Origin of the sequence: Geomonas oryzae, from assembly GCF_004117875.1 — a bacterium.
Taxonomy (GTDB): domain Bacteria; phylum Desulfobacterota; class Desulfuromonadia; order Geobacterales; family Geobacteraceae; genus Geomonas; species Geomonas oryzae.
Genome location: NZ_RAHW01000006.1, coordinates 167,233 through 192,449 on the forward strand (window position 1 = coordinate 167,233; position 25,217 = coordinate 192,449).

Here is a 25,217-nt window from a genome sequence, read left to right on the forward strand (position 1 = left end):
ATGAGACGAGCCGCTGCGGCAGAGCGAAACAAAGCCAACGTGTCGATACTCCTGGCCCTCATCTTTTTACTTCTCCATCCCGGTGTCGTGCGCGCCATGAACCCGTATCTGGATGGTTTCAACATCTACCACGGCGGTACCGTCGCCATCGACGGCTCGGTGCACGCCGTCGCCGTGCAGGGCTCCGACGGCAAGATCGTCATCGGCGGCGATTTCACCCTGACCGGCGGCACCCCGGAAGTGACCCTCCGGCACCTCGCACGTCTAAACCCGGATGGGACCCTCGACAGCTCCTTTACTCCCCCCGTCCTGGACGGCCCGGTGCACGCAGTCGCACTGCAGCCCGATCCCGCTCTCCCGGCCGGGCCGGAACTCGTGCTGATCGGCGGCGCCTTCACCAGCGCCGGCGGGGTGACGAGAAAGGGGATCGCCCGGCTTTCCGGCGGCAACGGTGCCTTAGACGCCTTCGACCCGGTAACCGCGGCAGGCCCCGTCACGGTGCACGCCATTACCCTGCTTCCCTCGAAAACGAGCATCCTCGTCGGCGGCGTCTTCGCCGCGATAAAGGACGGGGTGCCGACCCGGAACCTGGCCGGGATCTCGGCGGCGGGGGGCACGAGCGGGGAGCTTGACTGGCGCTATGCCGGCGGACTTGGCGACGACGCCGGTAACGCGGCTGTCTACGCCGTCGTGCTGCAGGACGGGGCGGTCGTGGTCGGCGGCGAGTTCGTCACCCCCGGCTCGGCCAACGTGGCGCGCTTCACGCCGCAAGGGGACTACGACGGCTCCTTTGCCCCGCCGACGCCTGGTGGCGTGGTGCGGGCGCTGGCGGTGCAGGTGGACGGCAAGGTTCTCGTCGGAGGGGATTTCTACGGTGGTGCGCTCGCGCGCAATTACTTGGCGCGGCTTATGCCGGACGGGTCCCCGGACGTTTTCGACGCCGCGATCGACACGACCCCGGGGGGGCTGGTCTCCGCCATCGCGCTGCAGCCCGACGGCAGGATCGCGGCGGCGGGGCGCTTCACCGTCGGACCGGAGGCGGCAAAACGCGCGAACCTTGCCCGCTTCGGCATGGATGGGAGCCTCGACCCCGCTACATATCCGGCGCCCGACGCGACGGTCCTTTCCCTGGTACTGGCGGGGGACGGCAAGCTTCTTGCCGGCGGGGAGTTCACCATGGTCGGCACCGTCTCCCGCACCGCCCTGGCCCGCTTTTACCAGACCGGCGTGCTCGACGACGACATCCCGCAGATCGTGCAGGACGACAACATTGTGTTGAGGGCGACACAGCGTCCCGACGGCCGCACCTTCATCACCGGGTATTTCGAGGACGTGCTGGGGGAGCCGGTCTCCTTCACCGCCGGTCTCACCAGCGACTGGTCCTTCGACTACGATTTCGGCCCCATAGAGGTCACCAGGCGCATCTTGAGCATCGCCAACATCCCGGACCGGGGTCTTCTGCTCGGCGGCGATTTCTTCTTCGTAAACTGGGAGCTGCAGCACAACCTGATGCTCGTGGACGATGCAGGTGCGCCGGTTCCCGACTTCAACGCCAAGGTGGAGTCCTACCTGAGCGAGGCGTGGGGGGTGATCTCCTCAATCGTTCAGCCGGCTGGAGGGCCGCTCGGCGAGAGGGGGATGTTCTACACCGGCGGAGACGCCTCGTTTGATTCTCCCTGGCGCTATCTTGGCCGTTACCTGGAGACCGGCGAGCGAGACGAGCGCTTCGTCCCCGCTCCGGAACTCGACAACCCGGTAACGGTCCTCGCCATGCAGCACGATGATCTCGTCCTGGTCGGGACCGAACATGGAAAGCTCCTGAGGCTCCTTCCCTCCGGCGCCCTGGACCCCGCATGGAACGGCGGCGCCCCCCTGGTGTTCCCCGGTTGGGTCCATGCTCTCACCGTGCTTGCCGACGGCAGGATCCTGGTCGTCGGCGACCTTCAGTACCCCGGTTCCGTGACGGACCAGGCCACCGGACAGACCGAGCCGGTCAAGAGAAACATCCTGCTGCTTCACGAAGATGGCGCCGTGGACGAGAGCTTCGTCCTGGCGACCGATTCCACCGACACCTATTATTCTCCAACCATCCTTGGCGCCTCCGTGGAGACCGACGGGGCGGTCATCATCTTCGGCGCTTTCGACCAGGTGCTGGACGGCTTCGGGACCAGGCTCGACCGACGCTATGCGGCGCGGATTCTGGCCGACGGCCGTGTCGACCCGGATTTCGACCTTGGGCTCGCCAAGCCGCCGTCGATGGTTCAGGACGAGGTGAAGGTGGCTGCCCTGCAGCCGGACGGCAAGATCCTTCTCGGCGGCAACTTCAACAACTTCGGGGCGAGGAGCAAGCTCGCCCGTCTGTACAACGGCTGGAGTACGGACGATCTGTCGGTCGCTGCAGACGGAGCTTCCGTCACCTGGCTCCGCTCCGGGAGATCTTCCGAACTTTGGCGGGTATGGTTCGAGCACTCCGCCGACGGCGTCAACTGGGAGTTTCTCGGGCACGGCGCCAGGATCCCGGGCGGGTGGCGGCTTGACGTTCTCGACCCCGAACGGTTGGGGGTGAACGCGAATCACTACGTCCGCGCCAGGGGATTTACCGCAGGGGACGCGGGCAGTGCCGGTTCGCTTGTGGAGTCGGTCCGGCTCTACCACCTGAAGCGGACGAAAATCAAGGTGACGGTTACCGCAGCCCCCGCGGTGAAGACCTACGGCGATGCCGACCCTCCGCTCACCTACACCTTCACGCCGGAGTTGCAGGCGGGGGACGGTTTCACCGGCGCCCTCTCACGCACGGCAGGAGAGGACGTCGGCAGCTACCCCATCACTCAGGGGACGCTCGCCCTTGGGGACGGCTATGAGCTCGCCTTCATCGGAGCGTCTCTGACTGTCGGCCAGAGGGGGCTCGTCATTAAAGCGGACGACTTAACGAAGACAGCCGGACAGGAAAACCCGGCGCTTACCGCCGGTTTCACCGGACTTGCCCCCCGGGACACCCCGGCAAGCCTCGGCGGCGCTCCACTGCTTGCCACCTCCGTCGATGCCTCCACCCCGAAGGGGAGCTACCCGATACGCGTATCTTTGGGGAGCATCACCAGCGCGAACTACCAGTACAGCTTCGCGGACGGCACCCTCACCGTGACGGGCAAGACCCAGAGCATCACCCCACCCGTGCCGGTGACGATGACCTACGGCGACCCTCCCGTCGCCGCGGGGGGAAGTTCAAACAGCGGGTTGCCTCTTGTCTACGCGAGCTCCGACCCGACGGTGGCAACCGTTGTGGACGGCGAGATCCGCCCAGGTACAGCCGGAAGCACCGTGATTATCATCTCGCAGCCCGGCGATGATTTTTGGGATCCTGCGCCTCCCGTCACGGTCCCGTGCACGGTTGTCAAGGCGCGGCTGACGGTGGTCGCGGAGGACAAGTCGCGTGCCTACCTGACCCCCAACCCCGAGCTCACCATGCTCTACCGCGGCTTCGTAAAAGGAGAGGGTAGCTCCGTCCTCTCCGGAACCCCGACGCTTTCCACCACGGCCGACCTGACCAGTCCGGTCGGGAGTTATCCGATCCTGGTCGGTGTGGGGACGCTGCAGGCGACGAACTACAGCATCGCGGCGGTGAACGGGACGCTCAACGTGTTCAGGTCCTGTCAGGAGATCACCTTCCCCGCCATCCCCGAGCGGACTTTCGGCGATCCACCCTTCGAGATCGTGGCCTCGGCCTGCAGCGGCCTCCCGCTCACCTTCCGAAGTTCCGATCCGGCGGTGGCCCGCGTCGACGGGAACGTCCTCACCATCACCGGGGCTGGTAGTGCGGTGATCACGGCCTCGCAGGCGGGAAGCGGGGACCTCGAGACGGCGCCTGAGAAGACGCAGCCCTTCGTCGTGCACCGAACCGGACAGCAGGTGACCTTCAGCTCTCCGGCGCAGAAGGTGGTGGGGGATCCCCCCTTCGACCTCGAGGGGAGCGCGACGAGCGGGCTTTCCGTCAGCTTCCAGAGCTCCGACCCTATGGTCGCCAAGGTCTCGGGTAGCACGGTGACCATCGTCGGAGCGGGGACCACCGTGCTCAGCGCGCTCCAGCCCGGCAACGGCAATTACCTTGCCGCGGCGCCGGTGTCGAGGGCGCTCACCGTCGCAGCCGAAGGGACCCCGCCGGAGCTCTCCCTATCCACGCTGAGTTCGGGGGGCTTCACCTCGAACCCGGTCGTGAACCTTCTGGGGCGCGCATACGACGCCTCGGGTATTGCGAGCCTCACCGTGCAGGGAATCGACCGGACCGCCGACGCCACACTTTTCAGCTCGGCCGTAGTCCTCTCCGAGGGGACGAACAGCGTGAGCGTCGCCGCCCGTGACGGTTCCGGCAATCTGACCACGCATACCTTCAGCATCACCCTGGACCCGCTCGCCCCCAAGCTTGAAGTCACCGTCCCGGCGGACGACAGCGTCACCGAGGCCGCCTCCCTCTCGATTCTGGGCACCGTCCCGGCCGGGAGCACGGTTGCCATGACCGTGAACGGGGAGGGGGGGCAGCTTCTCGCCGTCACCGACGGTGTCTTCTCGGCGACCGCGGCGCTTTCGCCCGGCGTGAACACGCTTGAATTCACCGCCGAGCGGGAGGGGAGAAGTTCCCGCGTCAAACGCAGCGTCACGTCCGCCGCAAACGGCCCCTCGGTAGCCATCACCGCGCCGCCGCAGGATATGAGGACCGAGGCGGCGTCGGTGGTGCTCAGGGGCAGTTGCGGCGCCTCTGCGGAGGGGGGCGTCACCCTAGCCGTGAACGGGACGACCTCGCCTTTGGTGCTGTCGGCCGGGCTCTTCGAACGGGAGATCCCCCTGCACCCGGGCGAGAACCGGGTGACCGTCGAGGCGCGAAGCGCGGCGGGGGAGGTGAGCGTCGCGCAGCGCAACCTGATAAGGGTGGAGCGGATCGCCGGCGACTTAAACGGCGACGGGAGGGTCGACCTCGTTGATGCGGCACGCCTGCTCAGGGTCTCCCTCGGTGAGGAAGAGGCTTCCGCCGAGGTCATGGCCCACGGCGACCTTGCGCCTTTGGCGGACGGCGTGCCCAAGCCGGACGGCATCATCGACGTGGGTGACGTCCTCGTGCTTTTGCGCAGGATCGTCGGTCTCGCCTTTTTCTAGGATTTTTCTTGCCTTCGGCGCTCCGAAATCGTATAGACGTCGCTAACGTCTGGAAAAGGAGCGGCTCATGAAACAGAGTTGGTGGTCCATCGCAACCGGTTGCATCTTCGCGGTCCTGAGCCTTGCCGGGTGCGGCTCGCGGATGGAGCTTCCCCGGCATATCGGCGCGAGCCTTGACGGTATCGCTTCCGCAACCGACAGCGGGCAGCTCCTCTACGTGGACCCCGGCACGCCCGGGCGCCCGCAGGCGTTTTTGTACCCCGTGCAGCACGCTTTGACGGGATGGGAGCAGGCCCTCCCCGCGGTAGCGGTGAACCTCGGCAGAAACGGGACGGCTCCCCCTTTCGAGAAGCGCGAGGGGGACGGCCGCACCCCTTCGGGCATCTTCCCGCTCACCCGCGCCTTCGGCTCGGCACCCGCCCCGAACGGGAGCTTCCCGTACCGGCAGGTCGACGCGCAGGACCTCTGGGTTGACGACGCACAGTCCCCCGACTACAACCGCTGGGTGGTGCGAGGCGCGACGAAGGCCTCCTCTTTCGAGGAGCTTTTGCGCCCCGATCCCCTTTACCGCTACGCGATAGCCGTCGACTACAACAGCGAGCCCGTGGTGCGGGGTATGGGTAGCGCCATCTTCATCCACGTCGAACGCGCCCCCGGCGCAGGCACCGCCGGATGCGTCTCCATGCCTGAGGCGGACCTGGTGCAGTTGATGCAGTGGCTTGATCCGGCAAAAAGGCCGCAGGTGGTGATAGGCACCCCATCAGCCGTTGCGGTCGCGACCGAAGGGGTGAAAAGCGTGCTCCCCGCCGACCTTCCCCCCGTTTTGAAGAAGCGGCTCCCGGAGGGGGCGCGCCTCCTGGCGCTCAGGCAGGGAAGCGGCTTCTTCGCCGCCGCCGTTGCCCTCCCGCCGGAGGTCTCGGCACGGATGCAGGAAAAAGGGGCATGGCGTCCGGAGTGTCCGGTTCCCCTGCAGGATCTGGTCTACCTGGTCACCTCCTACTGGGGGTTCGACGGGGCGCGCCATTACGGCGAGCTCGTGGTGCACCAGGCGCTCGCCGCCTTTTTCATGGACGCGCTGCAGCACGGCTACAACGGCCGTTTCCCGATCGAGAGGATGGAGCTCATCGACGCTTTCGACGCCGACGATTTCCGCTCCATGGCCGCCAACAACAGCTCCGCGTTCAACTGCCGCGAGGTCCCGGGGAGGCCCGGGGTCTTCTCGCGGCACAGTTACGGCGCGGCGCTCGACATAAACCCGCTGCAAAACCCCTATCTCATGCTGGAAGAGGCGGGAAGGGAAAAGGGCGCCCGGGTCGATGGGGGCGCCGCGGCGCTCGAGTTCTGCCTCGGCAACCCCGCCTTATGCCGCGTTCTTCCCGCCGCCTCGGCCCCCTATCTCGCACGCAACGAGCGCCTGCCAGGCATGTTGCAGCCGGGAGACCCGCTCTTGGCCGCTTTCAAAGAACGCGGCTTCACCTGGGGGGGAAGCTGGCGTTTCCCCGACTACCAGCACATCGAGTTCGACCCCGCGAAGCTCTCCCCGCCGTAACCTAATATCTAATTTCCCGATCAGGCTACTGCCCCCGCTACGATGTCCGGTAAGAGTGCCCCCTCCCCCCGGAGGGGGGAGGCTGGGAGGGGGGAAGGCAGTCCAGGGAACCAAATCAGTCCCTGGGCTTCTCTCCCGCCGCCTGCCTTTCCGCCCGATTTCCTCTTGTATACCGATGTTCCCTATTTTTTCACTAAGGTTTTTCCCTCGCCCCGTCGATACGCCGATAAAAATCCCGGAGGTGTTTAATGAAGAAGATGCTTAAGGCGACGGTGTGCGGTTTGGTGGTGTTGGCTGCGGCGGCAGCCTACGGGGAGGAGATCAAGGTGGGGGGCGGTGGCGCCTCCATGGCCGCGGTCTTCACCCCGGTGAAGGCCCCCTTCGAGAAGGCGACCGGCGACACCCTGATGGTGCTGCAGTCCACGCCGAAGGACGGTCTCGTCGATCTCCTGAACGGCAAGCTCGACATCGCCGCCGGCGCCGTTCCGCTCGAGTCGATGGTCAGCGGGGCCGAGAAGGACGGGGTCAAGGTGGACCGTGCCCGCCTCGTGGTGACCCAGGTTGCGGTGAACCGTACCGTGATCTTCGTTCACCCCTCGAACAAGGTGGCGCAGCTCTCCAAGGAACAGCTAAAGGGGATCTTCACCGGGAAGATCACCAACTGGAAAGAGGTCGGCGGTGACGACAAGGACATCATCGTCGTATGGGGCAAGGCAACGCCGGGTCAGAACGCCCAGTTCAAAAAGGAGATCCTTGACGGCGCCGAGGTCGCCAAGGACATCCTGGACACCACCAACTACGCAAAGATCAAGGAGAGCGTGGCAGCCACCCCCGAGGCGGTCGGCATCGACCCGCACGGCTTGGCCGATGCGACGGTGAAGGTGGTGGAAAGCCCGGTGCTCACCATGCCGATCATCGCCATCACCAACGGCAAGCCCTCGGCAAAGGCACAGAAGGTTTTCGACTACATGAAGGGCGACGGACAAAGTTACGTGAAGAAATAGTCGCTCAGGCCTTCAGACAGAGAAACGGTGCCTTTACATGACGATAAAGACCAAGCTTATCAGCAACGCCCTGCTCACCCTCGCCGGTATCGCCATCATCGGCGGGGTGAGCCTTTTGGGCATGAAATTCGTTCAGGGAAAGCTCTTCATTCTGACCGAGCGCTCCACCCCGTTTCAGCTAAAGACCATCGAGATGCAGCGCTCGCTGCAGGAGCACACGGCAAATCTCGCCGAGGTGGCCTTCGCCTCGGACGTGAACGCCCTGGCCGCCGCACGCAGCTCAGCCGAGCGGACCCTCTCCGATCTGCACAAGGTGAGCGGCGAACTCGCGATCCTGAAGGGAGGGGAGGGGGGGGACGGCGCCAGCGGCGAGGTGGAGCGGCTGCAAAGCCTCACCTCAGAGATGCTCGCCACCACGCAGGCGCGGCTAAAGGCCGAGGATGGGGCGCGCCAGGCCGACCTCGCGATGAAGCGTGAGCTCCAGGAGATCACGCGGAAGCTCTCCGATCTCGACGTCACCATCCAGAAGCGTCAGAAGAGCTCGGCCCGGCAGCTTTCGGCCTCCAGCGGTTCGGCAAGCGACATCACCCAGAAACTCATGAGTCTCACCACGGCGCGGGACTACCTGAAGGACGCGAACTTCGCCCTGTCCGAGCTCTTGAAGGCCAACGGCAAGAAGGGGGTGATCATCGCCCGCGGCAAACTAGACGCGGCGCTTAACGAGTTCGGCAAGAACCGTCTGGTCGCCGCAGGCGACGCAAGCGTCAGGGTCCCAGCCGAAATGGCGGCGGAGGCGCGCCGGATGGTCACCTCCCCACAGGGGCTCCTGGAACTGAAGGGAGCGGTGCTCGCCAAGGGAGGTGAGCCCTCGCCCGAGTACGAGCAGATGGCGCAGAACGTATCGGCGAAGCTCTCCGGTGCGGTGATCGAGATCGAGCAGTCGGTCACGTTGGCGACCGGTAAGTACCAGCAGGAAAGCCGCAGCCATGATGACTCGCTTAAAGGGTCGAACCTGGCGGGGGACATCCTTGCCCTGAACGGCACCCTCCTGTCGCTCGGGCTCGATATCAAGAGCGACATCAGGGAGCTCTTCGCGGCACGGACCAAGGAGGAGATCGCCCAGGTCACCGGGGAGCTCCAGGCGCGGTTCGCGGCGGCCGAGGGGATCGTGAAGCGCATGGCGGCGCAGCTTGGGAGCCGCAGCCCCGAGCTCGGCGTCCTGCGGGGGGTGCAGGCGAACCTTGCCGGCATCAAGGGGCAGCTTCTCTCCAAGGAGGGGGCCGTGGCGAAGCTGCAGCAGGTGGTAGAGGTGCGCAGCCAGGCGGGCGCGCTGAACCTGAAGCTCAAGGAACTGGTGGCACAGCAAAACGAGCGGGGCAAGCAGGGGGTGACGGCGGCCCAGAGCGAACAGGAAAAGGCGGTCGCCTCGGTGAACCGCGTGGTGCAAAGTTTCGTGCTGGTGGTGGCGCTTCTCGGCGGGGCGATGATCGTCTTCAGCCTGGTGACCGGCATCCTGCTCACCCGCTCCATCACCGCGCCGATCCGCGAGCTCACAGTGCTAGCCGAGGGATTCGGCAGCGGCGATTTCAGCGGCAAGCTCGACGCCGGGCGCAAGGACGAGTTCGGAGCCCTGGCGCTGCACTTCAACCGGACCTCTGCGAAGCTGGGCGAGATCACCGGGGCGCTTGCCGGCTCCATCGGGCGGCTTGCCGATCACTCCCGGCATCTCTCCATCACGGCCGAGGAACTGGCGCAGGGAGCCCGCGAACAGGCCATCGCTACGGAGCAGTCGGCGGACGCGGTAGGCCAGATATCGCAGAGCATCAACGAGGTGGCGGGAAGCGCCGCCCAGGCGTCCGAGGCGTCCCAGCAGGTGCTCACGACCGCACAAGAGGGGGGCGAGATCGTCGCCGGGACCGCCCAGGGGATGGAACAGATCGCGGGTTCGGTACGTGAGGCGGCGGCCCTCGTGCACAACTTGGGTGAGCGTTCGGAACAGGTCGGCTCCATCGTCGACATCATCAACGACATCGCCGACCAGACATCGCTTCTGGCGCTGAACGCCTCCATCGAGGCGGCCCGGGCCGGGGAGATGGGGCAGGGGTTCGCCGTGGTGGCGGACGAGGTGCGCAAGCTCGCCACGCGCACCACCGAGGCGACCACGGAGATCGCCGCCATGATCCGCGAGATCCAGGACGGGACCTCGCGCACCGTGTGCGCCATGCGCTCGGGAAACGAGAACGTCGCGGAAGGGGTGCGCCGCGCAGGCGAGGCGAGCCGCTCGCTCAAGGAGATCCTGGCCGCCTCGAACCGCGGTGCCGAGATGGCGGAGCGGATCGCGGCCGCGGCCGAGCAGCAATCGACCGCAATGGTGGAGATATCCGCCAACGTCGACGGCATGGCCGACATCACCAGGAGGTCGGAGCGCTCCACCGATAAGGTGAGGCGTGCCTCGGCGGAACTGCGTCAGATCGCAGAAGAACTTTCCGGTATGGCAGCCTGGTTCCGCTGCAAGGCGGCGTAACGGGAAGGGACGTCGGGCGGCGCCCGACGTCCGGAGGAAGAAACAGTTCGGCGCGTCACTTGCGTGGCGCGCCGTTTTTTGTTCGTGGTCGAGAGTGGGGTGCGGATCAGAGGCCGGCGCCTTCGGTAAGCATCTTCTGCGCCACGAGGCGCGTGTCCACCCGGTAGCTCCCCGCGTCGAGCTGCGCCTTGATCGCCGCTACGCGCCGGGCCTGTTCCCGGTCCAGTTCCTGCGTCGAGATGCTCGTCAGGGACGACGAGAGCTCCACCACGTCTTCCCGCTTGGCCGGTTGAGGTTGTTGCCGTTTGGCAGGGGGGCGCAGCGGGGTATCCATTCTCCCTTCCACGGGGAGGGCCGACTTCGCCTGCTCTATCTTCGAGGTAACGTCCATTTTTTCCTCTTCGCTGAACTCGGTTGGGAACGTCGCATCTGTTTGAATGGTAAACGTTTCCGACACCGAAGCCCAGTGAGTTTTCTTTCATGTCTCAGCAGTCAACCTGCCCGTCCCACCTCTCTTCGCCGCCGTCCGCACCGCCCGATCCCATCAAAAAAAGAAAAATTGGTTCATTGACATTAAAAGTTGCTAAGTTATTTTTGTGTGGTGCCTGCGGGGCGCCGCGGGCGAGTGGCGAAAAAACGGTGTCAAAGGAGGAGGTTATGGCTAGCGCGCAACTGCAGACGCAGACCCAGGCCCCGGCGAACGCGCCGGTCACGGTGGTGAAACAGCATTCCTTCGGAACCTTCGCCATCAGCGTCACCCTCTTCATCATCCTGGCCATCGCCCTCTTCGTCTACCTCACGCTGAGGCGGCAGGTCCCGCCGAAGCACGTGGACCAGAAGGCGGGGGACGAAGGAGAGGACAACTAGGAGGACGCCATGCAAAGGGAACTTGCCGTGTCGGTGGACTGGCTTTGGGAGCGGATCAAGGAAGGAGAGCCGCTCTTTTTTATCGAGTTGCATCACCCGGGTGACGTCGACCTTTCGGTGCACAAGGTGCGCGGCGCGCTCGTGGCAAATGTCGACGACGTGCTGCGCCACCTTCCAGAGCTGCCGCGCGACCGGCTCGTCGTCATCTGCGCCACGGTCCCGGGGGACGAGCCCGCCCTTGAGCTTGCCTTGCGGCTGAAGGAGGCGGGGATAGAGGCGCGCGCCCTCACCGGCGGGGTGCTGGAGTACCTTAAGGCCGGGCTTCCCGCGGAGGAGCGTCGCGCCGCTCGGGAGATGACCCGCAACCGTGGGCTGTAGCCGTTACCGGCGCTCTCCCCGCCGGGTAGCTCCTAAAGCCTTGCGGGAGTTGACAGGATGGCGAAGGACGCTATATTGGTATCCGTTAATTTTTCCGGCGCTCCCGGGGCGCCGGGTGCAACATCGGGCAACGATCATTCCACGCCGGCGAGGGGCCGGGCTAGGGGCGCTCGCCGCAGGCGGGCCCTAACAAATTTGCAGGAGGCCCGTACCAGCGGGTGCTCCTCAACAAGGAGGCTGCGATGAAAAAAATCACCAGCTTTATCTGCATGATGGTCCTGGCCGTGATGGCGTTTGCCGGTACGGCGCAGGCAGGGGAACGGGCGGGGGCGTTCAGCATCTCCCCGTACGTCGGCGGGTACGTCTTTGACGACGACGACCAGTCCTGGCTGAAGGAGCACCGCCTCATGGGCGGTCTGCGATTGGGCTACGACTGGACCGATCACTTCAGCACCGAGCTCGTCGGGAGCTACATGAAGGGGCAGTACGCCAGCGTCGACCGGCACTTCGGGATCTATTCCTACCACCTCGACCTGCTCTGGAACTTCATGCCGCGGACCGCGTTCGTTCCCTACCTCGCAGTAGGCGGCGGCGGGACCACCATCAGGCTCAAAGGCCCCAACTCGCATGACGGCACCTTCAACGGCGGCGGCGGTCTCAAGTTCTTCATGGGCGACAACGTGGCCCTGAGGCTGGACGCCCGCCACATCCTCGACTTCCAGAACAAGGACCTCGACGACAACATCGCCAACAACTGGGAATACAGCCTGGGCCTCACCTTCGTGATGGGTGGGAGAAAGGCTGTCATGGCCCCTGCCAGGGCGACCGCCGCACCGGGCGGCCCTCCTCCCGCCGAGCAGAAGGCTGCCGCCGAGCCTGAACCGCAACCCGCACCGGCCGCCGCAACCGAGCCCACCCCGGGGCATTACAAGTACTGCATCACGCTCCAGGGCGAGTTCGACATCGACAAGGCGATCATCCGCGACGATCTGCGTAACCAGATCGCCCAGGTCGGCAACTTCATGAAGAAGTACCCGACCACCACCGCCGTCATCGAGGGGCACACCGACAACGTCGGCTCCTACAACCACAACATGGACCTCTCCCAGCGCCGCGCCGAGGCGGTGGTGAACTACCTGGTGGAACAGTACGGCATCGACCGTTCGCGCCTCTCCGCCAAGGGGTACGGCTTCACCCGTCCCATCGCCGACAACGCGACCGAGGAAGGGAAACAGAAGAACCGCCGCATCGAGGCGATCATCGACTGCGCCTTCGACGTGCAGCAGATCCCCCCGCCGCAGCGCCTTTGCATGTCGCTCGTGCTTGATTTCGACACCGGCAAGGCGGATGTGAAGCCGCAGTACCGCGACGAGATCGCCAAGGTGGCCGACTACATGAAGCGTTACACCACGACCACCGCGGTCATCGAGGGGCATACCGACAGCACCGGCACCCCCGAACAGAACATGAAGCTCTCGCAGCAGCGTGCCCAGAACGTGGTCGACTACCTGGTGAAGAACTTCGGCATCGAGCGCTCCAGGCTCTCCGCCAAGGGTTACGGCGCCACCCGCCCCATCGCCTACAACAAGACCGCGGAAGGGCGTGCGCAAAACCGCAGGATCAACGCCATCATCGACTGCGTGATTCAGAAATAGCCATGGACAACGGCCAGGGACCCCCGCTCACCTCAAGCACCCTGGCCTTCGGCAGCCTGTCAACCGCCGCAGAAATAGCCCATCACGCATGGGCTATTTTTGTTGATCCCAGGAGAAAGAGATGAATAAGACCGTGGTTACCCTGCCGCAGGTCTCCCTGATCGCGGCTACCCGTGTGTTGCTGGGGAGCGGCCTGGGGCTGCTGCTGGCCGACCGGCTGAGCGGGCGCCGGCGCAGGCTTGCCGGCTGGACGCTTTTTCTTGCCGGTGCCGCCAGCACCATTCCGCTGGCGAGGATGGTACTGGGAAAACGATACAAAGACTGAAGGCGTTCCCGCCCGGTGAAGGGCGCCGCGGCAGCCCGCAAGGCGCCGAGGCGTGAGCCGGCCGGGGCGCAAGCGGGGGAGGTGGATATGCACAAGCGGAAACTGGGACAACGCGGGTTGGAGGTCTCCGCCATGGGGCTTGGCTGCATGGGGATGACCTGCGGCTACGGGCATCGGGACGATGCCGAATCGATCCGGGTGTTGCGCCGCGCCGTGGAACTGGGGGTTACCTTCTGGGACACCTCAGAGAACTACGGCCCGTTCAGCAACGAACAGCTCCTTGGGCTGCTCCTGAAGGAGGTGCCGCGCCAGAGGCTCGTCATCGCGACCAAGTTCGCCTGGCGCTTCGGGCCGCACGGCGAACTGATCGGTCTGGACAGCAGCCCGGCCCAGGTGCGCCGCTCGGTAGAGGGGTCGCTTAAGCGGCTCGGGACCGACTACATCGACCTGTACTACCAGCACCGCCTCGACCCGGCCGTCCCGGTGGAGGAGACGGTGGGGGCGCTTTCCCGGCTGGTCGAGGAGGGAAAGGTGCGCTACATAGGGCTCTCGGGGGCGGGCCCGCGCATGGTGCGCCGCGCCCATGCCGTGCACCCGCTCACCGCGGTCCAGGCCGAATATTCGCTTTGGGAGCGCGGGGTTGAGGAAAAGCTGATGCCGGTACTGCGCGAACTGGGGATCGGCATGGTCGCCTACAGCCCGATGGGACGCGGTTTTCTTGCCGGCAAGATCAGGACGCCGGACGACCTGGAGCCGTGCGACGGGCGCCGCAAAAACCCGCGCTTCTTCGCCGAAAACCTGACCCACAACTTCACGCTCGTCTCCATGGTGGACGAAATCGCCCGCAACCACGACGCGACCCCCGCCCAGGTCGCCCTCGCCTGGATCCTCAGGCGCGGCGGCGACATCGTTCCGATTCCCGGGACCAAGCATCTGCGCTATCTCGAGGAGAACACGCAGGCGGTCGGGCTCCGGTTCGCCGAAGAGGTCTGGTGCGCCCTGGACCGGTCCGTCGCCTGCTTCCATATCGCCGGCGAGCGCTGCGACGACGATGCCCTTCGCTTCGCCGACGACTCCGACTAGGCCGCCGTCTCCGGCCTTATCAGTCACAGACACAACCATTACAGTATCTGTTGCATGACTCGTTGTCATAGAGCGCGAGCGACAAGGTTTAACTTTGCTCAATGACTTGCTATATTCATGGCAGGAGCCGACCGTCTTTTCCTGCCGACAGTTTCCGGGCCGTCCAAAGCGGCCCGCCGGGTGCGGGAATGGAACCGGCCGATGCTCCGAGACCGTAAGGCTAAAGGAGCAGCGCCATGAGCAAGCATCCCCTTGCCGCACCCGCCACCGAGACCGACGAACTCTGCATCAACACGCTGCGCTTTCTGGCGGTAGACGCCGTGCAAAAGGCAAACAGCGGCCATCCCGGGATGCCCATGGGGGCCGCCTCCATGGCGTACCTGCTCTGGAGCAGGTTCTTGAAGCACAACCCGCGCGATCCGGGATGGTTCGACCGGGACCGCTTCGTCCTCTCCGCGGGGCACGGCTCCATGCTCCTCTACGCGCTCCTGCATCTCACCGGCTACGACCTCCCGATGGAGGAGTTGCAGCGCTTCCGCCAGTGGGGAAGCCGCACCCCCGGCCATCCCGAGCGCGGCGTGACGCCGGGGGTGGAGGTGACGACCGGCCCCCTGGGGCAGGGTTTCGGCAACGCGGTCGGCATGGCGATGGCCGAGGCGCACCTGGCGGCGCGTTTCAACCGTCCCGGTTTCAACATCGTAGACCATCACACCTACGTCATCGCCGGGGACGGCGACCTCATGGAGGGGGTGGTCTCGGAGGCGGCGTCGCTTGCCGGGCACCTGCGCCTCGGGAAACTGATCTGTCTCTACGACGACAACCGCATCACGCTCGCCGCCTCCACCTCGCTCAGCTTTTCCGAGGACCGTGCCGGGAGGTTCCGCTCTTTCGGATGGCAGGTCCTGGAGGTGGAGGACGGCAACGACCTGGCGGCACTCGGGGAGGCGCTCGAGGCGGCGCGGGCGGAAGAAGAGCGCCCGTCGCTCGTCATGGTGCGCACCCGCATCGGTTTCGGCTCTCCGGCAAAAGAGGGAAGCTTCGAGGCCCACGGCGCGCCGCTCGGCGCGGAAGAGGTGTCGGCCGCTAAAAGGAGGCTTTCCTGGCCGGTCGAGCCGTCCTTCCTCGTCCCGGAACCGGCGCTCGTGCGCTTCAGGGAGGCGGTGAAGCAGGGGGGCGCGCGCCAGAGCGCGTGGGAGGAACAGCGTGAGAGGTACGCGGCGCTGTACCCGGAAGAGGCGGCGGAATTGGCCCTTGCCCTCTCCGGGGAGCTCCCCGCCGGGTGGGAGGAGGTGCTCCCGCAGTTTCCCGCGGACGCGAAGGGGATGGCGACGCGCGCCGCATCGGGCAAGGTCCTGAACGCGCTCGCTTCCCGCCTGCCGCAGCTTTTCGGCGGCTCCGCCGATCTAAACCCATCCACGGTGACCGCACTTGCCGGCAAGGGGGACTTTCAGAGCGAGGCGTGGCAGCCGGAAGACCGGCAGGGTGCCGTCGGGGGGACGTGGGGCAGGGAGGGCGCCAACGTCCACTTCGGCGTGCGGGAACACGGCATGGCCGCGGTCGCGAACGGCCTTGCCGCCCACGGAGGGATCATCCCCTTCGGCGCCACCTTCCTCACCTTCTCGGACTACCTGCGCCCCTCGCTGCGTCTGGCCGCCCTGTCCGATCTCAAGGTGATCCACGTCTTCACCCACGACTCGATCGCGGTGGGCGAGGACGGGCCGACCCATCAGCCGGTGGAGCATGTCGCCTCGCTCAGGGGAATTCCGCGCCTTTTGGTGCTGCGCCCCTGCGACGCCAACGAGACCGCATTTGCCTGGAGGGCCGCGCTCGAGACGAGGAACCGGCCGGTGGCGCTCGTCCTGTCGCGCCAGGCGGTCCCCACCCTGGACCGTGCGACCTGCGGCGCAGCCGAAGGCGTGCTGCGCGGAGGCTACGTCCTGGCCGAGGGTGACGGCGGCACGCCGCGGCTCATCCTCATCGCCACCGGCTCAGAGGTCTCCCTCGCGCTGCGGGCGCGCGACCGGCTCCAGGAAGAGGGGATCGCGACGCGCGTGGTGTCGATGCCCTGCTGGGAGCTCTTCGACGAGCAGCCCCGGGAGTACCGTGAGTCGGTGCTCCCCCCGGAGGTCCCGGCGAGGCTCGCCGTCGAGGCGGGAAGCCCGCTTGGGTGGCACAGGTACGTGGGGAGCGCCGGTGCGGTGCTGGGGGTTGAGGGGTTCGGGGCCTCCGCCCCGGGCGAGGTGGTCCTCTCCGAATACGGCTTCACCGTGGACAACGTCTGCAGGCTCGCCCTGCAGCTGATCGGAAGGGGGGAGTGATCGGAGGGTGCTGAAGGCGCCTCATGCTCCCTGCCGGTAAGGAGTGATCATGAGAGATACGCCGATCACGAGGCTGCGCGGCTGCGGCCAGAGCGTGTGGCTTGACGGCATCGGCCGCAGCATGCTCCTCTCCGGCGAGCTCGCTGCGCTGGTCCAGGAGGACGGCGTGAGCGGGCTTGCCTCCACCGTTGCGTCGCTGGAGCGGCTCGTAGCCGCCGGGAGCGACTACGACGCCTCGATCGCGTTTCTTTCCCGTCGCGGGGATGGCGCCCCCCAGATCTGTGCGACCCTGCTCGCCGAGGACGCCCGCCTTGCCGCCGACCTGATGCGTCCGGTCTACGAACTCTCCGATGGGCGCGACGGGTTCGCAACCCTGGATATCTCCCCACGCCTGGCGCGCGATGCCGGCAAAACGGTGGCCGAGGCGCGGCGCCTCTGGGACATGGCCGACTCACCCAACCTCTACATCAGGATCCCCGGCACCCTCGAAGGGGTGGCCGCCCTGCGCGAGCTGGTGCGTGAGGGGATCAGCGTCTGCGTGACCCTCGTCTTCAGCGTTCCCCGTTACCGTGCCGCGGCCGACGCCTACTTGGACGGCCTCTCCCTGCGGGCCGCGCGGGGGCTGCCGCTGGAGCGGGTGACCTCGGTGGTGGAACTGCCGCTCATGCAGATCGACCGCCTGCTCGAACCGCTGCTCTCAAGCCTGGCCCGGGGGGAGAACGCGGAGAGGTCCCTTGCGGAGGTGCTGAAGGGGAAGGCCGCCATCGCCTTCGCGAAGGCCCTGCGCTGCGTGAACCGGGAGATCCACGGCAACGACCGCTATCGCGTTCTCGCGGCGCGCGGCGGTCGGGCTCAGAGGCTCGTCTGGGCGAGTTCCGGCGCCGGCGACCTCGACCTCACCTATCCCGAGGCGCTCATCGGTACGGACACGGTGCAGCTCATGGCGCCTGGGATGCTGGCCGCGTACCGGGAGCGAGGCGCCTCCGTCTGCCGCCTCGACGACGGCGTGCAGGAGTCCCTTGTCCTCCTGGAGAACCTCTGCACCCTGGGGGTGAACCTGCACCACCTGGCCCAGGAACTGGAGGACGAAGGGGTTGAACGTCTGACCCGCCACTACGACAGCCTCCTGCGCAACATAGAACTCAAGCGGCGGGCGGCCTTGTAGGGATGAGGAGGACGGCGCATCGGCCGCAATGCGCAGCCTCTTTCAGTGTGCGGAATTGGTGCATGCAAATTAACTTTTGTCAATATTGTGTCGCCGGCCCGAAAAAAGCTTGAAAAGTGAATAAGTTTCCCGCGATCCTGCCGGAATCAAGGTGGACGCGGCTTGGCAATGCACAGTTTGGTGGAAAAAACTGTGGATAAGTTTCCGGATCGTCCCGATATCCTGCCGTAGATCGCAGTTTTTTACCTTTTTGCCTAAAAAATGTGCAGGGAGCCGTGCGGCGCCGGATGCGCCGAAGGGAGCCGGCAGCAGGAGGGATGACTTGCCGAGGAGGGGGCGCAAAGAGCTCAGGTTCCTTCCGCCCGTCAAGCGGAACTTTGGGGAAACCCGAGCTCCTTGGCGAGCGCCACGCGGCGGTAGTTGAAGATCTGCCGGACCCGGTGCGCAACAAGCGGTGCGGCGAGCCGTCCCAGGAGCCCGAAGGGGAGCACGTAGTCCACGATGTCGGTCATCAGGGTCCCCTGCGGCGTCTCCTCGAAGATGTGCTGGTGGTGCCAGAGCCGGTACGGTCCGAAGCGCTGCTCGTCCACGAAGAATTGGGGCGCGTGCATGTGGGTGATCTCGGTCACCCAGTTGACGGTGAGGCCTAAAAAGGGTGTGACCGTGTAGGTGACGATCATCCCCGCGTGCATCTTGTCCGGCAGCTCTCCGGTGATCCTGAAACCCAGGTCCGGCGGCGTTATGAGCGGCAGGTTCGCCGGGTGGACGAAGAACTCCCATGCCCTTTCGATGGGCATCGGCAGCAGCTGTTCCTGCTTCAATCGGTACATCTTCATCACGTTCCTTCCTTCTACCAGAGTTCGATCTCGGTGAGTGCCGCCTGCTGCTGCTCGATCGCCTTTTGCCAGCAGTAACGGTCGCGCTGGGCGAGCTTGTCGCTGCGGCGAGAGTCCACCTTCCTGCGGTGCACCGCGAAGTCGCCGTTGGAGAAGTGGATCACCCGCCCGAAGTCCCCGCCGATGTCCATGGCGTCAATCGGGATCCTCTCCTGCTCCAGAAATTGCATGATGAAGCGGCAGTTGACCTGCCCCACGCAGAAGAAGTTGTCATGGGAGCTTTCCGGGTTGATGATGGTGGCCCCGCCGAAGATCTTGGCTTTCACGTGGCGTCGGTCCGTCCCTTGCGCCATCATGGCGTTGATCAAAAGGTCCATGGCGTGGATGCCGTAGCGACCCGCGTCGGTGATGTTGAGTGGGAGATCCCGCGAATAGCGCGGGTTGCTCAGCATGAAGTGGTTCATCCCGATGATGCGCCTTACCGGGTCGTAGAGGCAGGCCGCGATGCAGGAACCCAGGAGCGTGGAGATGACGCAGGGACCGCCGGTTACGTAGAGTTCTCCCGGCGAAATGGTGACCCGCTCTCCGTTTTGGTACTTTTCGATTTTCATCGGGCACCTGTCTCCTGCGGGTTTGCAGCGCGGCAAACTACGCCAGCACCTGCCTGATCTTCTCCCGGAGCTTTTCCATCTCCAGCGGCTTCTGTATGTAGTGCATCCCCGACTCCATCACGCCCCGCTGCACCACGGTGTCCGCGGTGTGGCCGGACATGTACAGCACGCGGAGCTCGGGCGCGAACTCCTTGATGCGCGCCACCATCTCCCGCCCGTTCATCTCCGGCATCACCACGTCGGTCAGGATCATGTCGATTTCCGATCGCCTGTCCCGGCAGATCTCCATCGCCCGGAACGGGGTCTGCGCCTGGATCACCTTGAGTCCCATCTCCTCCAGAAGGCGCGTGGTGAGCCACAAGAGCATCTCCTCGTCCTCGACGAGGAGGATCGTGCCCTGCAACTTCTCTTCGTCCGCCGAGCCCACTTCGGCGCTTTCCCCCTGTTCCGGCAGGCGCGGCAGGTAGATCCGGAACACCGCCCCCTCGCCAAGTTCGCTGTAGACGTTGATGAAGCCGCCGTTTTGGCTCACGATGCCGTACACGGTGGAGAGCCCGAGGCCGGTCCCTTTGCCCGCCCCTTTCGTGGTGAAGAAGGGCTCGAAGATGTGCGCCGCGGTGGCCTTGTCCATGCCGCAGCCGGTGTCGCTCACGGTGAGACAGACGTACTCCCCGGCGCGGGCCTCCGGGTGCAGGTAGGCGTACTGGCTGGTCATCCTGACGTTGGTGGTCTCGATGTTGAGGCTGCCTCCTTCCGGCATGGCGTCGCGCGCGTTCACCGCGAGGTTGATCAGGACCTGGTCCACCTGCGAGGGGTCAATGAGCACGCACCAGAGCCCCTGCGCGGGATGGAAGGAGAGTTGCACGTCCTCGCCGATGAGCCTCAAAAGGATCCGGTTCGCCTCCTGGATCTGCCGGTTGAGGTCCACGGGCTTGGGCGATATCACCTCCTTGCGCGAGAAAGCCAGGAGCTGCCGGGTGATGTCGCTCGAGCGGCGGGCCGCGTTTATGATGAGTTCCAGGTACTGCCCCACCGGCTCACCGTCTTCCAGCTTTCTTTTCGAAAGTTCGGCCGCGCCGGAGATGACGCTCAACATGTTGTTGAAGTCGTGCGCCACCCCGCCGGCCAAACGCCCGATCGACTCCATCTTCTGGGATTGGCGGAACTGTTCCTCCAGGTGCTTTCGTTCCGTGGTGTTGATGAAGGCGACGACTGCTCCCACCACCTTCCCCTCCTTCACCTGCGGATAACACCAGTATTCCGCCGGGAAGCTGCTGCCGTCCGAGCGCCAGAAGACCTCGTCCTCGACGTGCCCCACCTTTCCCTGCTGGATCGCTTGGTGCGCCCTGCACTCCGCCTGCGGCATCTTCCTGCCGTCGGGGTAGCTGTGGTGCATCACCTCGTGCATGTTCCTGCCGAGAAGCTCCTGCGCCCCATGGTACCCGAGCATCCTGACGCAGGCGCGGTTGCAGAAGGTGCACCTTCCCTCGAGGTCGACGCCGTAGATCGCCTCGCCGGTCGAGTCGAGCAGAAGCCGCAGCCGTTCCTCGCTTTCCCTAAGCGCCTCCTCCGCCTGCCAGCGCTCAGAGATCTCCTCCTCGAGCTGTGCGGCCTGTTCCTGCAGGCTTTCCTGGGCCGCCTGCCGCTCGGTGATCTCTTCCTCGAGTTGCACGGCCTTTTGCTTCACCTCTTCCTCGGCCCTTCTGCGCTCGTCGATCTCCTGCTTTAGCTGCCAAAGGGCGTACCCCATGCCGGTCACGAGGACCAGGGAAAGGGCTTTGAGGAGGCTAAGGCGCCAGTCGACCCGGCTGTGGTAGCGCTGCACCCGGAGCATGACGCCGCTCGCCTCATCGGTAATCGGCACTTCCCTGATGGCGTGACGGTCCGTGGTGTCGCGCTGCGAAGAGGTGGCGAGGATACGGCCGTTGATGTCGGAGAGGCTCAGGTGGTAGAGGCGGGGACGGGTCTGCGAGATCAACTGCTGCAGCAGCCTGTCGCAGGAGTAGACCCCTCCGAAGAGTCCGAGAAAAGTATCGCCCCGGAACACCGGGACCCAGATCTCGAAGGACGGTCTTCCCTGGATCGCCTCGAAAGGACGTGTGTACACCGCCTTGCGCTGCTCGCGGGCCAGGTGGGAGGCCCGCTTGGGCTCCGGGAGGTTCAGCTGCAGGCCGACGATCTGACGGTTGGGGGCAAGCGGTGCCACGTCGGTGATGGTGAAGTCGGCGTCGACCCAGGTGACGTTGATCAGCTCGGGATGGGCCTGCACGTACCGGCTCACCCTCTCCTGAAAGAGCCCGGCATCGAGCTTTCCAGCGCTCCGCTCGAAGGCGAGCATCTCGAGGTAACTCTTGTTTCCATCCAGGGTGATCTGAAGCGATCCGCTGAAGGTCCTGGTGCGGGTGGCGAGGTCGCTTTCCTTGGCCCTTTCGTTATTTCCCTCGGTGAACCAGACGATGAGTGCGAAAACGAACAGGAAGATGGCGAACAGCACGATGCTGTAGCGTAGTGCGACCGACCGTTTGCCGGCAAGGTCTTGCTGGGGGGGGGAGTAACTCGTCTTCGGCACAACTTCCTCCGGCGGGACAGGGTGATGCACCGCTCATCGGCATTTTGGCGGAAATGTTGAGTTATGTGACGCCGTCGAGCAGCCTCGGGCGACTTAATGATAACAGCAAAAAACGGTTGCACAAACGGAAGAACCCGCCGTTACCGGCGGGTTCATGGGGGCTGCGTCCGTTGGTCTCCCCCTCCCGGGGATGGGAGGGGGGAGGAGCCTGCGGTTATGCGGGGAAGTTTCTCGAGATGTGCAGCCTCAGGATGTCCTCGAACTCGGTTTCCTGGTCGCCGCGGTACACCATGGAGGAGCCGAGCTCGGCGGCTAAGATGGCGCAGAGGTACTTCTGCGGCAGCGTGGCGATCCTGCGGCGGTAGCGCGCGTTGTCGGCGATGAGCACCGGCAGGTGGGCGAGCACCGCACGGCGAAACGGCGCCTGGCCGAGGAGCTCCGGGCGCCCCTGGAAGAAGCGGAACAGGCGCGCGTAGTGGCCGTTGATCTCGGTGCTGATGGCGTCGGAGATCTCGGTGCACGGCAGGACCGGGTTGTCGCGATGGCGCTTCAGGATGAGGCGCGCCTCGTCCGCCGCCCGCTTCTCGAGGATGGCGATCACCCCTGCCACGTACTCTTCCTTGTCGGCCAGGAACTCGGCATCGCTCATGAGCAGGTTCGCGATGATCTCGTAGGAGGAGGAGATGACGCCGCACTTGTTGGCCGAGGCGTCACGCATGATGATGACCCCCTTCTTCTGCAGCTGCATGCGGGCCTCGGGCGTGATGAAGGAGTTGGCCCCCTCCACGATGGCGCGTGCCGAGGGGGTGCCGTCGGAGAGGAAGAAGCGTTCCCAGTTGTTGGCGTCGATGGTCTCGGGACGCCCCCCTCCGGGGATGAAGAGGTCGGCCTCGGTGGTGAAGGGAAGCTCCCCGAAGAGGCGGGAGAACTCGTCGATGGAGATCCATTCCTCGAATAGACCGTCCGCCTTCATGGTCGCCTTGCGGTAAAGGGTCTTCAGCCCCTCGGTGCGGCTGCCGCTTCTGAAGAGCATGAAGCCCCCCTCGTGCAGCGCTTTCGGGTTGAAGCCGTCCAAGTCTTCCTTCAGGAGGATGCGGGAGAGCTCCTCGTGGCGCGCCCCTTTCGGATCGAAGAGGGCGGCGGTGCCGTCCAGGATGAGGCGGATCTGCATCCGGGGATAGCGGTCCAGCATGATGCGCATGGCGTTACCCGCCACGTCGCCGTTGGGGCCGCCGGTGAACTTCACGCTGAAGGGGTGGTTCACCATGTCGATGCCGAGGTCGGCCATGGTGATCTCGGCGAAGCGGACCACGCCGGTAGAGGTGACGCCGAACTCCTTGTGGTTGATGCCGACCGTCTTGCTGGACATGATGCCGATCCCCAGGAGGTAGCCGCGGTTTTTGGAGATCCGCGCGATGCTCTCGATCATGGAGTCGTGCATGTTCTCGTCCGGGCCGAGTTCGATCGGTTCGTCCTCGCGGTAGTAGTCCACCACCGCCGGGAGCTTCGCCACGCCGTTTTGGGTCACGAAGATGTCGAGGAAGGCGTTCGCCACGCCGTACTGCAGCTTGTAGAGCCTGAGCGTCTCCAGGTCGCGCTCCCCGCTTCTTTGCAGGTCCCCCGCTTCGAGGATCAGCACGAGTTTGGATCCCCCCTCGTAGATGTCCTTGTTCTTCAGGTGCTGCGTGTGGGCGAGGACGAAGTTCTCGCGGAAGATGGTGTTCGCGTTGGTGATGAAATCGTCGCCGTTTCTAGCGATCACGGTGCGCCAGCCGCCGCGGGCGATGTCGGAGAAGCCTATGTGGTAGCCGAAACCGAAGCGGCTGAAGAAGAAGGTGACCCGGAAGGGGAGGGCGGTGGGAAGATCCGAGGTGAACTCCCGGCCGAGCTCGGTCAGGTAAGCGGGGTCGAGCCTGAAGGCAAGCGCCTGTTTCTCCGGTACGTAGAAGTTCGTCTTCAGGGTGTGCTTTATGAAGATGAGGCAGCAGCGGAAGATGGCGCGGCGCACCTCGTCCAGGTAGCGGTGGCCCGTGTTGTACTCCTCCACGACCCGCTCGGTCTCGGCGAGGGCGCTCGGGTATATCAGCTCACGGTCGGAGACCGCGGGATCGAAGCGCACCGAGAAGAGCTCGGTCAACTGCAGGGCGATCTCGGGGTGCGAGAAGAAGGCGCTCTTCACGTCGTCCAGGCCGAAACGGTCCGGCTGGTTGTGGGCGAGGTTCGTGTGGCAGAAGGCGATGAAGGCGTTCACGAGGGAACCCTGCCGGCCGGAGAAGGTCCCCTTGGTGACGAAGTCGCGGTAGGCGAGGGAATTCGTCGCGAGGATCTGGGTGTTGTAGAGCTCGTTTCTGAGGACGCTGAAGAGTTCGCTGCCGCGGGAGAGGATCTCGCCGTCGCGGCGGCGCACGTAGAAGGTCCCGAGGAAGAGCGGGTGCACGCCGTTGGAGATGGTGAGGCAGTAGGCGCGGTTAACGCCGAGGTCGAGGCGGTTGAACACCTCCATCACCTGGAGCAGGAAGTCGTGCTGCGGCGGGTTGGCGACGGCGAAGTGGATGCGCGACTCTTTCCCCCCCTCCATCTCCTCGACGTCCAGGTAGAGACCTCCGGCCTGATTCCCTTTCTGATAGAGGTTCAGCACCTGGGCCAGGCGCTCGGGCCACGCCATGCGGACGTAGTTCTCGTTGTTGAGCCAGATTATGCGCAGGAGGCGGTCCAGGTTGCCCATGGCGAAGTCCGGGTAGCTATTGCGCAGCGCCTTTGCCACTTTGGACCGTATCGCGGCAGGAACCTCTTTACCCCCCTCCAGGATCTCCTTGTTGCTTTTCCTGTCGAACTCGAAGCGCTGGATTTCGAGGGTGCGGTCGCTTCCCGGGAGCGGATTCTCCGAGTGGCCGATCATGGCGTACGAGATCTCCCGCTCGGGGATGCGGCGCAGCGTGTCGTACAGGGACCCCGGCACGTTGGGGAGCGCCTGGATCAGGCATTTTTCACGGTCGGCGAGCACGAGACGGCGGTTTTGGGCGAGGCTTCCCATCTCGCGTTCGAGAAGGGCCATCGCCTCCGGCTCGTCCTTCATGGCGATGAAGAAGTAAGGGGGGAACTGCTCCATGAGCCAGGAACGGTTCTCCATGATCTGGGTGCTCAGTCTTTTAAGCTCTGCGGCGGTTGCTTTCATTGCTCGTAACTCC

General features: G+C 65.2%; 16 protein-coding genes. 11 read left to right on the forward strand and 5 right to left on the reverse strand.

Annotated features, from left to right (window positions below):
- The 4 genes from D6Z24_RS15790 to D6Z24_RS15805 all read left to right on the forward strand — a co-directional run bounded on the left by D6Z24_RS15790 (position 1) and on the right by D6Z24_RS15805 (position 10,222).
- Complete coding sequence (locus D6Z24_RS15790; protein ID WP_129127569.1) at positions 1 to 5,145, forward strand: MBG domain-containing protein; 5,145 nt, start codon at positions 1 to 3, stop codon at positions 5,143 to 5,145.
- A gap of 67 nt (positions 5,146 to 5,212) precedes the next feature.
- Positions 5,213 to 6,694, forward strand: a complete 1,482-nt coding sequence (locus tag D6Z24_RS15795) for a M15 family metallopeptidase (protein ID WP_129127570.1) — start codon at positions 5,213 to 5,215, stop codon at positions 6,692 to 6,694.
- A 248-nt stretch (positions 6,695 to 6,942) separates the two neighbouring features.
- Positions 6,943 to 7,698: a substrate-binding domain-containing protein gene (locus D6Z24_RS15800; RefSeq protein ID WP_129127571.1), complete on the forward strand. Its 756-nt coding sequence runs from the start codon at positions 6,943 to 6,945 to the stop codon at positions 7,696 to 7,698.
- Between the two features lie 37 nt (positions 7,699 to 7,735).
- Entirely contained in the window at positions 7,736 to 10,222 is a 2,487-nt protein-coding gene (locus D6Z24_RS15805; RefSeq protein WP_129127572.1) for a methyl-accepting chemotaxis protein, read from the forward strand.
- Positions 10,223 to 10,328: 106 nt separating this feature from the next.
- Here the strand turns inward: D6Z24_RS15805 and D6Z24_RS15810 are convergent, their stop codons facing one another.
- Positions 10,329 to 10,613: a flagellar biosynthesis anti-sigma factor FlgM gene (locus tag D6Z24_RS15810; RefSeq protein WP_129127573.1), complete on the reverse strand. Its 285-nt coding sequence runs from the start codon at positions 10,611 to 10,613 to the stop codon at positions 10,329 to 10,331.
- 266 nt (positions 10,614 to 10,879) lie between these two features.
- On the opposite strand from D6Z24_RS15810, the gene D6Z24_RS15815 reads away from it, so the two are divergent.
- The 7 genes from D6Z24_RS15815 to D6Z24_RS15845 all read left to right on the forward strand — a co-directional run bounded on the left by D6Z24_RS15815 (position 10,880) and on the right by D6Z24_RS15845 (position 18,013).
- Positions 10,880 to 11,089, forward strand: a complete 210-nt coding sequence (locus D6Z24_RS15815) for a hypothetical protein (RefSeq protein ID WP_129127574.1) — start codon at positions 10,880 to 10,882, stop codon at positions 11,087 to 11,089.
- Positions 11,090 to 11,098: 9 nt separating this feature from the next.
- Complete coding sequence (locus tag D6Z24_RS15820) at positions 11,099 to 11,467, forward strand: rhodanese-like domain-containing protein (protein WP_129127575.1); 369 nt, start codon at positions 11,099 to 11,101, stop codon at positions 11,465 to 11,467.
- Between the two features lie 242 nt (positions 11,468 to 11,709).
- A complete protein-coding gene (locus tag D6Z24_RS15825; protein WP_129127576.1) occupies positions 11,710 to 13,122 on the forward strand; it encodes an OmpA family protein in 1,413 nt (470 codons plus the stop codon).
- A 121-nt stretch (positions 13,123 to 13,243) separates the two neighbouring features.
- Positions 13,244 to 13,447: a hypothetical protein gene (locus tag D6Z24_RS15830; protein WP_129127577.1), complete on the forward strand. Its 204-nt coding sequence runs from the start codon at positions 13,244 to 13,246 to the stop codon at positions 13,445 to 13,447.
- A gap of 87 nt (positions 13,448 to 13,534) precedes the next feature.
- A complete protein-coding gene (locus D6Z24_RS15835) occupies positions 13,535 to 14,530 on the forward strand; it encodes an aldo/keto reductase (RefSeq protein ID WP_129127578.1) in 996 nt (331 codons plus the stop codon).
- A 236-nt stretch (positions 14,531 to 14,766) separates the two neighbouring features.
- Entirely contained in the window at positions 14,767 to 16,848 is a 2,082-nt protein-coding gene (tkt, locus tag D6Z24_RS15840; protein ID WP_129127579.1) for a transketolase, read from the forward strand.
- Positions 16,849 to 16,897: 49 nt separating this feature from the next.
- Positions 16,898 to 18,013 carry a transaldolase family protein gene (locus tag D6Z24_RS15845; protein WP_129127580.1) on the forward strand — a complete coding sequence of 372 codons (1,116 nt, stop codon included), beginning with the start codon at positions 16,898 to 16,900 and terminating at the stop codon, positions 18,011 to 18,013.
- 365 nt (positions 18,014 to 18,378) lie between these two features.
- On the opposite strand, the gene D6Z24_RS15850 is transcribed toward D6Z24_RS15845, so the two are convergent.
- The 4 genes from D6Z24_RS15850 to D6Z24_RS15865 all read right to left on the reverse strand — a co-directional run bounded on the left by D6Z24_RS15850 (position 18,379) and on the right by D6Z24_RS15865 (position 25,204).
- Complete coding sequence (locus D6Z24_RS15850) at positions 18,379 to 18,849, reverse strand: SRPBCC family protein (protein WP_129127581.1); 471 nt, start codon at positions 18,847 to 18,849, stop codon at positions 18,379 to 18,381.
- 14 nt (positions 18,850 to 18,863) lie between these two features.
- Positions 18,864 to 19,460: a chemotaxis protein CheD gene (locus D6Z24_RS15855; protein WP_129127582.1), complete on the reverse strand. Its 597-nt coding sequence runs from the start codon at positions 19,458 to 19,460 to the stop codon at positions 18,864 to 18,866.
- A gap of 37 nt (positions 19,461 to 19,497) precedes the next feature.
- A complete protein-coding gene (locus D6Z24_RS15860; RefSeq protein WP_129127583.1) occupies positions 19,498 to 22,029 on the reverse strand; it encodes a hybrid sensor histidine kinase/response regulator in 2,532 nt (843 codons plus the stop codon).
- Positions 22,030 to 22,243: 214 nt separating this feature from the next.
- Positions 22,244 to 25,204, reverse strand: a complete 2,961-nt coding sequence (locus D6Z24_RS15865) for an NAD-glutamate dehydrogenase domain-containing protein (protein WP_129127584.1) — start codon at positions 25,202 to 25,204, stop codon at positions 22,244 to 22,246.
- Positions 25,205 to 25,217: the final 13 nt, after the last annotated feature.